Origin of the sequence: Phormidesmis priestleyi ULC007, assembly GCF_001895925.1 — a bacterium.
Classification (GTDB): domain Bacteria; phylum Cyanobacteriota; class Cyanobacteriia; order Leptolyngbyales; family Leptolyngbyaceae; genus Phormidesmis_A; species Phormidesmis_A priestleyi_A.
Genome location: NZ_MPPI01000017.1, coordinates 1 through 16,280 on the forward strand (window position 1 = coordinate 1; position 16,280 = coordinate 16,280).

Below are 16,280 nucleotides of genomic sequence, written 5' to 3' on the forward strand. Positions count from 1 at the left end.
AAATCCCCCAATTCTGGGGGACTTCAAGCCCAGAATTTAGGTTCAAAGTCCCCCAATTTTGGGGGATTTAGGGGGCAGCCCGGATTGGCAACCGTAGCGAAAAGCTTCATCGAATTCACGTCACATTAAGCGAGACGATCGAGATAAATCACTATGACAGAAGCTCCCGCAAAAACTACAGAAGTCTCTTCTAGCAACTCTTTAGAGCGATATTTAGGCAACGCCATTCGAGATCTGCGGCAGAAACATGGGTTGACGATCGCTGAAGTCGCTGAACAGGTGAGCATCTCTCGCGGGATGTTGTCAAAAATCGAAAACGCCCAAACTGCGACTAGTTTAGAGACGATCGGGAAGTTAGCGAGTGCATTAGGCGTGTCTCTCTCGACGCTATTTCGCAACTACAATATGCCAGCAGGCGGCGCACAGTTGGTTAAACAAGGCGACGGTATGGAGGTGGTGAGACGCGGGACGAAATGCGGACATACCTATCATTTGCTGGCATACGATCAGGGCCCGACGAAGTTGTTTGAGCCGTTTTTGATCACAATGGATGATGCGTCTGAGGTCTTCCCCACATTTGAGCATCCCGGCATCGAATTTATCTATCTGCTGCAAGGCAAGCTGGAATATCGCCACGGAATCCACACTTATTTGTTAGAGCCAGGAGATTCTTTGAGCTTTCGGGGTGAAGTTCCTCACGGCCCTGAAAAGCTGATTGAGTTACCGATTCGATTTCTGGCGATTATTCACTATGCGGTGCCAACTGGCGATCGTTAGAATGTGGCGTTGCTGAATAGAGAATAACCTGGGTAGGGGCAATCCCCCCGTGGTTGCCCTCCATATGTCAGGGGTAGGCACGGGGGCACTACCTCTACAATCAACCGAAAATTTACAGCAGAAAGTATTTTGGGTGGGACGATCGATGACGACTCTATTGATGAAGAGTGAGAATCGCTAAAATTCAGGTGGATTGTAATTGTAAAAGCAGAGTTTCCGTCTCAGTCACGCTTGCGTGTGCCGAAGGCATCGCTGCGTTTCAGTCGGCTTGTGCCCCCTAAATCCCCCAATTTTGGGGGACTTTGACCCTGAGAAATGGTTTGAACGCTGACCCTCTTTCTGGCTCAAAGTCCCCCAGAATGGGGGATTTAGGGGGCAAACAATTTCGGCAATGACGGATTGATCAACGCGTGTATGCACGATCGCTCCTGCGGGAGAGGGCTAGGGTGAGGGCGAGTTCTTCTACACTTCACACCCCAAACTTTAGTCTCTCACCGTCACCATGCGGTCTTCAATGTCTGCCCAAGTTGTAGGCGACACTCGCACGGCGGCTTGTCTGCACCGCACCATCAGCCAACTTGCATAGAAATAGTTATCTAAAGCTTCAGTTTCTGCTTCAGATAAATCGACTAATTCTAAATTTAGATTGAGGGCGTTGCACCAGGTTTGCAGAACTTTGTTGTGAAAGGCTCGGCAGAATTCGATAGGTTGATTGTTTCTGGAAATCTTAGTTTTCAGAGCTTCTAGTCGAGCAATCAACACAACAAAGTTTACAGATTTAAAGATTTTTGTTTTTTCAAAGGTGTAAGCGAGGGAGAGGGCGCGGGAGAGGGACTGGACGAGAACATGGTTGAGGTCGGGGTTGAGGTCAAGGTTGACAGCGAGGGCGATGGGAAAGTCGAGGATGTGGGCAAGGGCATGGGCGTAAGCGTTAGCGAGGGCGCGATCGGGATCGAGGTCGAGGTGGAGAAAGATCGCTGCCGCCCGTTTAGCCGCAGGTTTATAGTTTCCTGCTGATCCTGCTGTTGCTTGGTCAGCCCACATGACCAAAGCTTTTAATTTTGGGGTGTTGAGGTAGGTCTGAGCTTTTTTCTCCATCAGCAACAGCAGTTCATCGGCTCCGCCGCGCATCAGCCCCGCCACCAAAATAAAAACTTCCTTCCAACGGCGATCGGTCAGGTGTTCTGTCACCAGTTTCTCAATCTGTCGCTGGTCATCAATGTGTTGCGCGGTCAAATATTCTTGCAGCGTCAAATGCGAAAACGAATAAATCCCGTCTGCCCGTTCTACCAAGATGCCGTGCTGCACTTCAATGCTACGCAACACTTTTAATCCATCTACGCCCTTCTCATCCGGCAAGATTTCTTTTAACAGTTGCTCAATTTGGTCGGCAATTTCGCGACGGGTCGAGAACAATCGATTTTGCTGAAAGCTATCATGGGCGATTTCTGCCAGCATCATCTCTTTGCGTTTGGTGTCTAGCCCTTTATAGAGGTCGTCTTGCGGAATGCCCTTCTCGGCTGCCCATTCTTCGAGCAACACTCGCAGCGCCCGCTCATACAGCGTCGATCGATTCGTGGGAAACTTGCGCGATCGCTCATACAACAAACAAACCAACGTCAGCAGCAACGGCGTTTGCGTCAGTTCTTTAGCCGCCGTGTGGTCTTTACTATTTAACTTTTTCCAGCAATCCTCAGCGATGTCAGGTTCTCGACGAAACCAGTTATCAATAAACTGTTTGATCTGAGCATCATCAAAATCTGCCATCGCCACATCGGTAAACAGCCGAAAGTTATGACGGTAAGCCGCAACTCGACACGATGCAATGTAGCGGTTTTGCTTGTGAGCATCGACAAAGTTTTGAATCTGGCTGATCGCTTCATTCATGCGATCGGTCGCCACTTCATCTAAGCCATCGAGCAAGACTAAAAGCTTGCCTTGCTGCAAAAGTCTCTGCGTCGATTCTTCGGGCGACGGGAAGCCACAGATCCGAAACTCTTCGGCGATGGTTTTCTCAATGTTGATCTCCCCTTTATTAAACACTTTCAGGTCAACAAACACCGGGATATAACCCGGCTGATAAGCTCCTTTGTTTCCTTTCAGCGCTTCTAAACCCATGCGCCGCAAAAAGGTCGATTTCCCGGCTCCGGGCCCGCCCAACACCATCAAATATTGCTTTGCATTCGCGACCTTTAGCCCTTCTTGCTTGGGGCAATCTTTTCCCTGAAAGCTGCGACCTTCTGAGAGTCGATAGGTTTCTTCGAGCGCCTCCACCGATTCAAATCGTTGCAAGGCTCGATCGTCTAAAAACTGCACGGCAGCATACACACTCTCCAGCGTCACAGGTTCCCGCATCCCCAACACTTTGAGAATGCCGTGACGCTTCTCATAATTCTCGACATATTTCTGAGAGGCTTGAAAGACTAGATTTTGGGTTGCTTTGTCTACTGTTCTGCCAAGCATCCCCGCGACTTTACCGCCCCCTTCCCACACTGTTTTGAGAACAATTTTGCCGATTTCTAGAGCAATTCCGGTAGAAATGGGGTCGAGAGTCATCGCAATATCCAAAAGCACTTAGAGAAGCACCACTAGCCTACTCTAGAGAAAAGGCAAGCGACCAAATTAACCCGCTTTTCGAGTTCAAAGCTCGATCGTTTGAGTTCCAAGCTCCAAGTTCCGAGGTTAACGCTCGATCGTTCCTATTTTCATCTGCAAGTTCCGAGATTAACGCTCGATCGTGGATCAAATAACCTGTCAATCTTGTCATCAAATCTCTTGATTCGTCATGGCTGAGATCTTCGCCCCCTAAATCCCCCAGAATGGGGGATTTAGGGGGCACAAGCCGACTCAAACGGAGCCATCCACGAATTGATATCCACTCTAGTTGAGTCCGAGAAGTTGCACCTTAATAAATCCACGTTCCTCGATCGTTCGAGTTCCAAACCCAACAATTCACGCCTACATCAGCAATGCTCACTCGAAGTCTGTCAAAAGGAAGAAGCCTAACGATTCGCACCCGTAGTAATCTATTCACCACAATATATGTTAGGGTGACTTTTTTGTTTCTTCAATTCGACTTAGTGATGTGAGAGACTCCTCTCACGATCGCTCCCTAGCTCAACTTTTCATTTACCAGGCTGGAGACTCATGAGTGGCGAAGAGATTAATCGAAATTCAATTAGTCGTTCTCCGATCGTAGACACAATTCCTCTACACGACTCCAGTCATCCAGAAAAACCGCGTCCTCCTCGCTGGCGGCGATTTCTAATTCCGGCACTGATTGCGATGGCACTGTTGGGCGGAGTCAGTTGGCTTGTGTTTAGTCGGATCATTTTGCCGATGATGATGGCGAGTCAGATGAAAACACCCCCGACTCCTGTCCCGCTTTCCAACCCCAAAACCGCCACGATCGCAGACAGTTCTGACTATGCGGCTAGTTTAGATTCGCGTCAGTCAATCACGCTGCAACCGCGCGTGTCTGGACAGGTGTCTGCCATTTATGTCAAAGCAGGCGATCGCGTCACCGCAGGTCAGCCGCTGCTGCAAATTGATGCCGCCGGGCCTCGTGCCCAAGTTGCCAGCCGCGTTGCCGCCGCCCAAAGTGCCAATGCCGATATTGCGTCGGCTCAGGCAGATGTGATCAACGCAAATGACACGCTGCGATCGCTCGAAGCACAACGTGCCGCCGCCGCCGCCAATGTTCAGTTAAACCAGCAAGAATATGCCCGCTATCAAGACCTAACCAACCAAGGAGCCTCTAGCAAACAAATCTTGGATCAGCGATTAAACGCATTGCGAACGGCACAAGCTGCCCTACGACAAGCCGAAGCGGATGTGCAAGCCCAACGATCGGTGATCAATCGCACTCGAACCATCGTCACGAAAAATGAACGGGCGCTAGAAGAATCACAGGCAAACATTTCTGAAGGGCAAGCCCAACTGCGAGACTACACTGTGACGGCTCCGTTTACGGGCACGATCGGCGATCTTCCGATCAAAGTGGGCGATGGCGTGAGTCCGACGACTCAGTTGATGAATGTCACCCAAAATCAGCGCTTAGAAATTCTGCTTCAGGTGCCCTTAGAACGATCGTCAGATCTGAAAATTGGTCTACCCGTCAAGCTGTTAGATGACCAAAATCGAGAAGTGCAGACAGGGCGAATTTCGTTTGTTGCGCCCAATGTCGATGCGACTTCTCAATCGGTGCAGGCGAAAGCTACCTTTGACAATCCGGGCAGTTTGCGCGCCTCGCAGTTTGTGCGCGCCAGAGTTATTTGGTCAAAAAGTCCGGGCGTGTTAGTGCCGACCTCAGCAATTTCTCGACTCGGCGGCAGAGATTTTCTGTTCGTTGCCGCTCCCTTTAAAGAATCAAAATGTGAGGCTCCTACCGTGCCAGGAGCTGCGATCGAGCCAGACCAATTGGTTGCCGCCCAAAAACCCATCAAGTTAGGCAAAATTGTCGGCAATGATCAAGAAGTCTTAGAAGGAATCAGCTCCAACGATCGCATCGTGACAGCAGGCATTCTGCAACTGCAAAACTGTGCCCCGATCGCAGCCGCACCACAGTAAAATCTGAATTCGTATTTGACCAGAATCTCGCGCCCTTCACCCCCTACGATTCTGTATGATTCTGTCGATCTCTAATTTCTTTATTCAACGTCCCGTGTTTGCGACCGTGTGTTCGATCGTGATCACGCTGTTGGGAATTGCCTGCATTCCGACCTTACCGATCGCTCAATATCCCGACATTGCGCCGCCTCAAGTCACCGTTACCTCAAACTATGTGGGCGCAAATGCTGAAGTGGTGGAATCAACCGTCACTAACATCCTAGAGCGGGAATTGAACGGCATTAATGGGGTGAAATACATCAAGTCCACGAGTGCCAGCACCGGAACTAGCAATATCAATTTAACGTTTGACCTGGGACGCGATCAAGATCTGGCAGCCGTCGATGTGCAAAACCGCGTTTCAACCGTGCAGTCACGCTTACCGGGTCCTGTGACCCAAACGGGTGTGCAGGTTGAGAAAGCTAACAACAACTTTTTGCTGGCGATCGGGCTATATTCCGATCGTGACGAAAAAGCCGGAAAAGATCTCTACGATGACATCTATCTCAGCAACTACGCCGACCTTTATATTGCCGATGCGGTGAAGCGCGTTAAAGGCGTGGGCGGTGTGCAGATTTTTGGCGAACGCAAATATGCGATGCGGCTTTGGCTCGACCCCGAACGATTGGCGAGTCGATCGCTCACGCCTCAAGAAGTTGTCACGGCACTTCAAGAGCAAAATATTCAGGTCGGAGCCGGACAAATCGGACAGCCTCCTGCTCAGTCTGGACAGCAATATCAATATGCGGTCACGGCTCAAGGGCGACTCAAAGACGCTGAAGAATTTAGCAATCTCGTGATCAAAACCGTCAATAATGGAACATTAGTCAGACTAAAAGATGTGGGTCGGGCTGAGTTGGGCGCAGAAAATTACGGTTCGGTTTTGCGATTCACTCCTGACGATCGCGTCACTCACCGGGGCGTTGGCATTGGCATTAACCAGCAGTTTGGCAGCAATGCCCTCGACGTTGCCAAAGCTATTAAAGAAGAGATTCGGCTGCTCTCTGGGAGCTTTCCGCCAGGGATGCGCTACGCGATCGCTTTCGACACCACCACGTTTATCGAAGCGGGAACCAGAGAAGTGATCACCTCGCTGATCTTGTCGATCGCGCTTGTAATCGGCGTGATCTTCTTGTTTTTGCAGAACTGGAGATCGGCGCTGATTGCCTCGATCGCAATTCCAGTTGCGCTAATCGGCACCTTTATTTTCGTCAAACTGCTCGGTTTCTCGATTAACACCCTGACACTGTTCGGATTAACCTTAGCAACGGGTTTGGTCGTCGATGACGCGATCGTGATTGTTGAAGATATTACTCGCCGTATTCAAGACGAAGGACTGCGACCGATTGAAGCCGCGATCGCCTCAATGAATACACTTTTTAGTGCGGTCGTTGCAACATCGGTTGTGTTGGTGACGGTGTTTGTTCCCGTAGCGTTTTTTCCGGGCACAACGGGGCAGCTTTATCGACAGTTTGCATTAACGATCGCATTCTCAATCACGATTTCGACTTTTAATGCAATTACGTTTACTCCGATGTTGTCTGCGCTGTTGCTGAGGCGAGGGCAGGCTCCTAATAACTGGTTCTTTAATCGCATTAACTGGGCGATCGACCACACACGGGAGAGCTACGGGCGCTCAGTCGGCAGTGTAATTCGGCGCAAAGGACTGATCGTATCGGTCTTCGCACTCGCGTTAGTGCTCACTTATTTTGTCTATAATTTTGTCCCCAAAGCGTTCATTCCCGATGAAGATCAGGGCGTGTTTATCACCGTTGTTCAGGCACCTGAAGGCGTGTCGCTCGACTACACCGAACGCGTGTTAGAAAAAGCTGAGGCAATTCTCAAACAGCAGCCAGAAATCTCAAATATCTTTGCAGTCGGCGGCTTTAGCTTTAGCGGAGCAACGCCAAACAACGGTCTCATTTTCTCCACCCTCAAGCCGTGGGAAGAAAGAACCGGAGCCAACCAATCCTTAAAAGCGATCATCGGCGGATTCTTCCCCCAACCCTCTGGCTTATTTCCCAAAATGGCATCGATTCAGGAGGCGGTTGTCTTGCCGTTTAATCTGCCTGCCATCCCTGGGATCGGCAGCTTTGGCGGATTTGAATTTCACCTGCAAGATCGCACAGGGTTTGGCTTTGCCGCTCTAGGTGAAACCCTCGGCAAATTTCTCGGTCGAGCCACTACTTATCCATCGGCTCAAAGTCCTGCACTCACCGGACTGCGACCTAACTTTAACGCCAACACCCCTCAAATCTCAGTTGAGGTCGATCGGGTGCGGGCAAACCAACTGCAAGTATCTCTGCAAGACATTTTCAGCACGTTGCAAATCTTCTTAGGATCGACTTACGTTAATGACTTTAACCAGTTCGATCGCGCTTATCGAGTTTATGTGCAAGCCGATAGCCAATTTCGGTCAAATCCTGATGACATTAAACGGCTCTATGTCCGCACTGCCGCCACAAACGGGGCACAAACTGGGCAAATGATTCCACTAAGTAATTTGGTGAAGATTACTCAAATCAACGGCCCTTCAATTATCAATCACTACAATCTGTTTCGATCGGTCGAAATTAACGGAGCCGCCGCTCCCGGCTCAAGCTCTGGTCAAGCCATCACCGCGATGCAAACGATCGCCCAAGAAACCCTACCCAAAGGCTTTGGCTACGAGTGGTCAGGACTCTCACTCGAAGAACTTCAGTCAGGCGGTGCCGCAATCTTCATCTTCGCCTTGGGAATCATCTTCGTCTTTCTGACCCTGGCAGCCCAATATGAAAGCTTTATTGATCCTCTGATCATCATGCTCACCGTGCCTCTGGCAATTTTGGGCGCACTGGCAGCCGTGCTTCTACGCGGCACCGCCAACGATGTCTACACTCAAATCGGATTTATTATGCTAATCGGCATGGCAAGTAAAAACGCGATTCTGATTGTGGAATTTGCCAACCAACAGCGAGAACATGGGGAAACGATCGCCCGATCGGTGACCGAAGCCTGTCGAGAACGGTTGCGCCCCATCTTAATGACCGCGATCGCAACTGTGGTCGGCGCAGTTCCCCTCGTGTTAGCCACAGGGCCCGGAGCGGCAGCACGACAATCACTAGGAACCGCGATCGTGGGGGGAATGTGTGTCGCCACCGTTCTCAGTTTATTTGTCGTCCCAGTTCTCTATGTTGTCATCAAGTCAGCAGAAGGTCGCTTTCGCAAATCGCCCCCGCCGTCTCCTACCGTTGTAACCGTTGATGGCTCATTAGATGGTCATGATGGCAGTCAGCGATCGAGAGAAACCGCAGTTGGGCGATCGTCCTCCGATAAAACCCCTTCTGGTCATTAATCACTTCACCCGATGCAGTAGAGGCGTTCTCAGTGGAACGTCTCTACTGCATTTATGAGAGCGTGAAGATATATCACTTCAAAAATTAAGAACGCTACGGTAGAAAAATCCTCTACTAGCAAAAGAAGATCGAGATCACCACCGATCGATCTCTCACTGATATACTGTTTGAGGCGATTTAAGATTCCTCCTTCAGCCTGTCCTTGATTGTGCTCACCGATTTCTGCTGGATAATTGAATTGATGCATAAGACTTACGACCTGCATGTTGTTGAGACCAGAACGCTGATGTCTCCAACAGCAATAAAAGAAGAAATTCCATTAACCGAGACTGCCGCCGCGCTCATTGCCACGACCCGCGATCGCATTCGCAAAATCTTAAACCGACAAGACGATCGTTTACTCGTAATCGTTGGGCCTTGCTCGGTTCATGACGTAGATGCTGCCTATGAATATGGGCAAAAGTTGATGCACCTGCGAAATGAATTGTCCGATCGCTTAGAGATTGTGATGCGCGTCTATTTTGAGAAACCCCGCACCACTACAGGTTGGAAAGGTCTAATCAACGATCCCCACCTGGATGAGAGCTATGACATCAACACGGGGCTGCGAACGGCTCGCAAACTGTTGATCGATCTCGCCCATTTAGGAATGCCCAGCGCCACCGAATTATTAGATCCGATCATTCCGCAATACATTGCCGATGTGATCACTTGGAGCGCGATCGGGGCCCGCACTACTGAGAGCCAAACCCACCGCGAAATGGCATCGGGTTTGTCGATGCCTGTAGGTTTTAAAAACAGCACGGATGGCAATCTGTTAACCGCTATTCACGCGATTCTCGCCGCCAACCATCCTCATCATTTCTTAGGAATCAACGCTCAAGGCTTGGCAAGCATTGTCGCCACGACGGGCAACCCTGACTGTCACATCATTTTGCGAGGCGGCAAAGGCGGAACTAACTACGGTGCGGCTGACCTTGAAGAGGCCGTTAGCCAACTGATCAAGCAGGGCATTTCGACTCCGGTGATGGTCGATTGCAGCCACGGCAACAGCAGCAAAGATCACAATCGCCAAACGATCGTGCTTCAGTCGATCGCAGAACAGATGGCAAGCGGCTCTCGTCACTGCTTCGGGGTGATGATTGAAAGTCATCTCGTTGCCGGAAATCAGTCGATTCCAGCCGATCTCAGTCAACTCACCTATGGGCAAAGCGTCACGGATGCCTGTGTTGATTTTGGCACTACGGTCACAATGCTGCAAGAACTTGCTCGATCGGTGAAACCTCAAGCGATCCCAGTTTAACCATTTTCAAAAAGCCCTTTAGCTGGGTTGCTGAAACTGTGTCATTAACCAAGCTCCGACTTGAGACTGGTCTGTTTCGCGGCTTTGCCGAAGGGCTGCTTCTAAGGTAGCGATTACCCCTTTGGGGAACTGCGAAGCAACCGCTAATCCGGGTAAGACTTGCGATTCATCAATGCGTTTGCTGCCGCGATCGATCATCTGAAACGCCAAAATTTCTGTTTTTTCGACATCTACGACCCAATATTCAGACACACCTAATTCTTCGTATAAGGTGCGTTTGTTGCCGCGATCGTCGAGCAGCGTCGTCTTAGAAACTTCGATCACGAGATTAGGAACAGGATACAAATCGAGATTCACAACATTTGTACCGGGTGGAACTGATTGGGCACGTTCTCCAACATAGTAAGACACATCAGGCTGAAATTCCTGCACACCTGCTTTACGAAATGAGCAGTTATCAAGTCCGCGCAGTGAAATTCCTTTGACAATCCCAAATAAACCGACTGCCAAAATGATGACAGTGTGATCATCTGCGTGATCGCGTCCAACTGAGGCCATCTCAATCCTCATGTGCCCTTGATAATAGTAGCCTTTTGCTTTTTCGTAGGTGGGATCAGCGATCGTCTGAAGATAGTCCTCCCACGACGCAGGAACCCAGGCATCAGCTACTAATTTCGCTTTGAGTTCTACCATTGCTTCATTCGCTTGTGTGAGGAGAAAATTTTGCGGCTCTCCTCTGATGATACTGCTTCAAAATCCTTGAACTATTTCCTTTTAGAAGTCTGTGTGCAGATGTCGAAATCTTGAGATGAGTAGATGAATACGCAAGCACCTAATCTGGGTACTTTATAGGTGAAGACACTCTAGCAATCCAATGAAATATTACCAACCTAGACATATAAAACCCTCCACTAATCAGTTCTATGAGTCTGTAAAAGATCGGTTAAGTGAAGCAGGACAACGGAGTGCTGCCTACCAAGCGGTGCTACACCTGTTTAAAACATCAAAAAGTCTTTACCGCACCTTGGATTTTTACACTTCTGAAACTTTGGCGGTCTTCGTTGATTCCAACAAGTATTTAACAGTAGCGCAAGAACACGATTTAGTTTCACTGACTTCGCTCTACGTATCTAGCATCGATTGTCAAGAAATTCATAACATAGTGGATACTGATCAAACAATCACTGAAGACGATCGCACTACATTGAAAACAGTGCTGAACCTGTATAAAACAATTGCTGAGACTAGCAGTGCCTCTCTAGGTCAGCCAAGGTGGATTGAATAGGCAACAAAAAGGGGTAGATATGTGACTATCTACCCCGCAAGAAAAGGATTATTGAGCGACTGAACTACTCAACGCCTTCAATCTTGTCTTCCACTTCTTGATACAACTCACGAAGTTTATCGAGATTCTCTTCGCTGGTTTCCCAGTATCCGCGACCGTTAGCTTCCAGCAATGTCGTCACCATTTTACGGAACGAGTTTGGATTGAGATCTAGCAATCGCTTTTGCATTTCATCATCTTTGATGAACGTATCATTCGCGTCTTCATAGATCCAATTGTCAACCGCCCCGGCTGTGGCTGACCAACCCATTGTGTTGACCAATCGCTTCGACAGTTCCCGCACTCCTTCATAGCCGTGACTCAACATTCCCTCATACCATTTGGGGTTGAGCAGTTTTGTCCGTGCATCGAGTCGGACTGTTTCTGAAAGCGTTCGCACTTGGGCGTTTGCGGTCGTCGTGTCGGCGATGAAAGAAACAGGCTTTTTGCCATCATCCCGCAGTCGAGACACGATTTTTGTCGGGTCAGAATCGTAGTAGTGTGACACATCCGTCAGCGAAATCTCAGACGAATCGAGGTTTTGAAACGTGACATCTGCCGTTTTGAGAGCCGCCTCAAAAATCTTGCGGTCTTGCCCCATTTCACCCGGATTGTCTGACGAAAACGCAAACGATTTGCGAGACAAATACATATCCTGAAGTTCCGATTCGTTCTCCCAAGTGCTGTTCTCAACTGCCAAATTAATATTCGACGAATAAGAACCGGAAGCATTTGAGAAAACACGAGTTGCTGCCTGACGCAGATTGATGCCCATGTCTTCAGACTGCTTGAGCGCGTGTTTGCGAATGAAGTTCATTTCCGCAGGTTCATCGGCTTCGGCTGCCATTTTGACCGCCCGATCGAGCAAGTTCATCTGGTTAATAAACAAGTCGCGAAACACGCCCGAACAGTTAACCACCACATCAATGCGAGGGCGACCCAATTCTTCAAGGGGAATTAGTTCGACCTTGTTAATGCGTCCCAGCGAGTCGGGAATCGGACGTACACCCACCATCCAGAGAATCTGCGCCAGCGACTCGCCGTAGGTTTTGATGTTGTCAGTGCCCCACAAAACACACGCGATCGTTTCAGGATATTGACCGTCATTTTCAGAACATTGACGCGATAAGAGCCGATCGACGACCACTTTCGCAGATTTTACCGCCGCCGCCGTCGGAATGGACTGCGGATCAAGAGCGTGGATGTTCTTACCCGTCGGCAACACATCAGGATTCCGAATCGGGTCGCCACCGGGGCCGGGAAGAATATATTCACCTTCCAGCGCGGTGAGCAATGCCCCTAATTCGTTATCGGCAATGACTTGCTTTAAGCAAAATTCCAGGTACTCAAACAGGGGCTTGATTTGCTCAACATTCACCTTGGTATAGCCCGCTTCATGCAAGGCTTCAATCCAAGGTTCCTTCTTGCCCATGTTGAAGAAATTGAGCTTCGTCACCTTCGAGACGCGACCATCAGCATCGGTTTGAGCCTTGACCATTGCAGCCACGGCTTCACGAGTCGCTAACGTGATATCTTGCAGCAGTTGAACGTCAGCGAGAACGCCACGATCGCTGCCCTGATACACGTCGTCCATGTCACGTCCAACGCTATCAGCAATGATGCGAGTCAGACTCACAACATCATCTTCAGGACGATCTAAACTCGCAATGTTGACTAAAGTTGCAATGGCTTCTTCAGCGCTGGGAGGCTTCCCAATCACATGTAACCCACATGGCAACAGACGCGATTCGATCTCCATCAGTTTGATGTAGACCTTCCCAATCACACTATCTCGTTCTTCTGGTGTGAGTTCCTTCGCGCTGACTTCCGGTAATGTGATGTCTTTATCCAGATTTACGATCCGGCACTGATCGACGATCGTATCCACAATCTGAGCGCCGCGCCCCGTATCTTTCAGCGTTTGGTAAGACGCAACCAGATCACCGAGTTCCTTCAAACCCTTATACAGTCCAGCATTCTCAGCCGGAGGCGTTAAGTAGCTGATGGTTTCCGCATAAGAACGACGTTTCGCGATCGTCGCCTCAGACGGATTGTTTGCCGCGTAGTAATAGAGATTGGGAATCGTGCCAATCAAACTATCCGGGAAACAATCGCCTGACATCCCAATCTGTTTACCGGGCATAAACTCTAGCGATCCGTGAGTGCCAAAGTGCAGCACCGCATCGGCTTTCCAGATTTGCTCTAGATAGGTATAGTAAGCGGCGAACCCGTGATGAGGACTTGCCGATCGAGAGAACAACAACCGCATCGGATCGCCTTCATACCCGAAAGTTGGCTGCACTCCGATAAACACATTTCCAAACTCTTTGCCGTAAATCAGAAGGTTCTGACCGTCGGTGTTGAGATGTCCAGGAGCCGCACCCCAAGATGGAATCAGCTTCTCGTGATAAGGGGTGAGTTCTTCATATTCAGGCACCGACATCTTATAGGCGATGTTGAGTTCGGGGCTGTTATATTGCGCTCTGGCATCATGCAGCACTTCTAGCATCAGCGCTTCTGCCGATTCGGGTAGCTCTGGCACATCATAGCCATTGTGCTTCAGCGATTCCATCACTTTATAAATGGAGCCAAACACATCTAAATAAGCGGCTGTTCCGACATTGCCTTTATCGGGCGGAAAGCTGAAAACGGTGATCGCGACTCGCTTATTTAGCTTGGGTTTGCGGCGCAGACTTGCCCACTTCATTGCCCGTTGCGAAATCGCTTCGACGCGATCTTGGAGGGCGATCGCTTTCCCCGTATTGCCATCTCGACCTGACAAAATAATCGGCTCGATCGCACCATCTAACTCAGGTAGCGCAATCTGCAACGCGACTTGAATCGGGTGTAATCCCAGGTCACTATCCTGCCATTCTTCGGTCGTTTGGAAGACCAGCGGCAGCGCCACCATATAGGGACGGTTCAACCGAGTCAGGGCTTCGATCGCTTTGGGGTGATCCTGTCTCGCCGGGCCGCCGACCAAGGCAAAACCTGTTAGCGAGATGACGACATCGACGATCGATGAATCTCCTCTAATCGGATCGTAGAAAAACGCCTCTACAGGCTTCGAGAAATCTAAACCGCCTGCAAACACCGGAATCACCCGTGCGCCCATCGACTCCAACTCCTGCACCATCGAGACATAGTGCGCGTCATCTCCGGTGACTAAGTGCGTTCGTTGCAGCACTAAGCCAATACACGGGGCAAGCGGATCTTTTAAGTCTGAAGAAATATCTTTGCGCGAGTTGAACCAGTTGAGATATTCTTTGACATCTTCATACATCGCGGGCGCAAGCGGATGCCAGATGCCCATATCTGGGTAGGTGACGGGATCTTGATACACCAAGTCGCCAGTGGTTTTGATGCCCTTAAACACATAGCGATCGGTGAGCATCAACAGGAAGTTCTCTAAGTTTTCCTGAGAACCGCCGAGCCAATATTGAAAGCTCAACATAAAGTTGCGCGCATCTTGCGCCTTATCCATCGGCAAATATTTCAGCACTTTGGGCAAGGTTTGCAGCAGCTTCAGCATCCCATCTTGAAAACCAGCGCCAGACTTTTCTTTGCGCTTTTTCATAAACTGAGCGATCGCGCTTTTCGACTGCCCCAACTGCGCCATCGAGAAGCTGCCCATTTTATTGAGGCGCATCACCTGCGGCATTGAGGGGAAAACCACGGCGACATCCAAGTGATCGCGATGAGGCTCGACCGCAGCCACCAATTTGTCTGCGAGATCTTCTAAGAAAATCAGCGAGGCGATAAAAATATTGGCTTCAGAAACATCTTTTTTGAAGTTCTCGTAGTTTTCGGTGTCACGCAGTTCTTCAATCAGATAACCACTGATCTCGATCGCCACATTGGGATGAGCTTTATTAATCGATCGAACGGCGGCAGACAGAGCGCTTTGATATTGCGGCTCTAGCACGACATATACCACCTTTACGAGTGACCGACCTTGAAGATTGTCGGGCGAAATGTGTCTAATGGTGGGCTTGACGTGAGTGAACATGCGGGTCAGACTCCTTGCGATGCGTGTTCTCTTCGAGTAAATCGGTGAAGATGGCAAAGCCTGGATGAGCAACCACAATTACTCCCAGAACTGAGACCTAAATCTACGACGATCTTGAGACGGTTCTCAATCTAAACTGCGGCTTTATAAAGAAATGTGAAGTCGAAGTTTGACTTGTTGGTCAGAGACATCAGTTTATCTTCATATATATATTTACCAGAAAACGCCTACTAGAAGAGCGTTCCAGGAAATAACCGACACAATTTGATAAAAAACCTGAGTTATTTGTTTACACTAATTTACATAAAAGTGAGTAAGCACTCACAAGACTCTTAAAGTTCGGGTTAAGAGTGCAACAAATCTTAAAAAATCTAGTCAATTATCAATATTAAGTTCTGAGCATGAGTGCAACTATTCAGCACTCTCATTCAGATTAACGATTTGCTCTAGCTTGTCTTGAAAAGGAAAACGCTGGTGACTGACTTCATTCACCGCAGCGATCGTGAAGCCCAAAAAAAACAGACTGCCTACCATCGCCAGCAAAGATGAATGTCTAGAAATTCCAGAGTCTCGCAAAATTCTGGCCAGGGGACGGCTCTGGCGACGCAGCATCTGACCCGTCACTCTCTGCTTTAGCGCGAATGGGTCACGTACATAATGACCACTGACACTCACGACTAACCGCTCACGACAATAAGGGCAGGTCAACAACCCATCGACCATCTTGAGCGATCGCAGACCACTCATATGATGACAAACCGGGCAAGGAGAAGAGGGACGATCAAAGGTGTCAGCGTTCATCAGGCACTTCTGCTGTCAAAGACAAAATGACAAGTTTCTCAAACAGGCAACTCTAAAACCAGGGGAACTTCGCGGTCAAGAACTCTAACTATTTTGACTTAGTTTTGAGACACTCCCCACAAT

Annotated in this window: 9 protein-coding genes; 5 read left to right on the forward strand and 4 right to left on the reverse strand. The window is 49.3% G+C overall.

The genetic code is table 11. The features are described from left to right. Positions 1-153: 153 nt before the first annotated feature. Positions 154-777 carry a helix-turn-helix domain-containing protein gene (locus BRW63_RS15290; RefSeq protein WP_073068914.1) on the forward strand — a complete coding sequence of 208 codons (624 nt, stop codon included), beginning with the start codon at positions 154-156 and terminating at the stop codon, positions 775-777. Positions 778-1,260: 483 nt separating this feature from the next. Here BRW63_RS15290 and BRW63_RS15295 read toward each other — a convergent pair whose 3' ends face one another. Then, positions 1,261-3,333, reverse strand: coding sequence for an NACHT domain-containing protein (locus BRW63_RS15295; protein ID WP_073068913.1), 2,073 nt, complete (start codon positions 3,331-3,333; stop codon positions 1,261-1,263). A gap of 591 nt (positions 3,334-3,924) precedes the next feature. On the opposite strand from BRW63_RS15295, the gene BRW63_RS15305 reads away from it, so the two are divergent. The 3 genes from BRW63_RS15305 to BRW63_RS15320 all read left to right on the forward strand — a co-directional run bounded on the left by BRW63_RS15305 (position 3,925) and on the right by BRW63_RS15320 (position 10,023). Continuing rightward, the gene (locus BRW63_RS15305; RefSeq protein ID WP_073068911.1) at positions 3,925-5,346 is read left to right on the forward strand and encodes an efflux RND transporter periplasmic adaptor subunit; all 1,422 of its coding nucleotides are present in this window, start codon (positions 3,925-3,927) and stop codon (positions 5,344-5,346) included. 55 nt (positions 5,347-5,401) lie between these two features. Beyond that, positions 5,402-8,719 (forward strand): efflux RND transporter permease subunit, encoded by a 3,318-nt coding sequence (locus BRW63_RS15310; protein ID WP_073068910.1) that lies wholly within the window; start codon positions 5,402-5,404, stop codon positions 8,717-8,719. 242 nt (positions 8,720-8,961) lie between these two features. Beyond that, positions 8,962-10,023: a 3-deoxy-7-phosphoheptulonate synthase gene (locus BRW63_RS15320; RefSeq protein WP_073068908.1), complete on the forward strand. Its 1,062-nt coding sequence runs from the start codon at positions 8,962-8,964 to the stop codon at positions 10,021-10,023. An 18-nt stretch (positions 10,024-10,041) separates the two neighbouring features. Here BRW63_RS15320 and BRW63_RS15325 read toward each other — a convergent pair whose 3' ends face one another. After that, positions 10,042-10,716: a Uma2 family endonuclease gene (locus tag BRW63_RS15325; protein ID WP_073068907.1), complete on the reverse strand. Its 675-nt coding sequence runs from the start codon at positions 10,714-10,716 to the stop codon at positions 10,042-10,044. A 181-nt stretch (positions 10,717-10,897) separates the two neighbouring features. On the opposite strand from BRW63_RS15325, the gene BRW63_RS15330 reads away from it, so the two are divergent. Then, positions 10,898-11,308, forward strand: a complete 411-nt coding sequence (locus tag BRW63_RS15330; RefSeq protein ID WP_073068906.1) for a hypothetical protein — start codon at positions 10,898-10,900, stop codon at positions 11,306-11,308. A 64-nt stretch (positions 11,309-11,372) separates the two neighbouring features. Here BRW63_RS15330 and BRW63_RS15335 read toward each other — a convergent pair whose 3' ends face one another. Beyond that, positions 11,373-15,356: a magnesium chelatase subunit H gene (locus BRW63_RS15335; RefSeq protein WP_073068905.1), complete on the reverse strand. Its 3,984-nt coding sequence runs from the start codon at positions 15,354-15,356 to the stop codon at positions 11,373-11,375. A gap of 411 nt (positions 15,357-15,767) precedes the next feature. Then, positions 15,768-16,157: a hypothetical protein gene (locus tag BRW63_RS15340; protein ID WP_073068904.1), complete on the reverse strand. Its 390-nt coding sequence runs from the start codon at positions 16,155-16,157 to the stop codon at positions 15,768-15,770. Positions 16,158-16,280 lie beyond the last annotated feature (123 nt).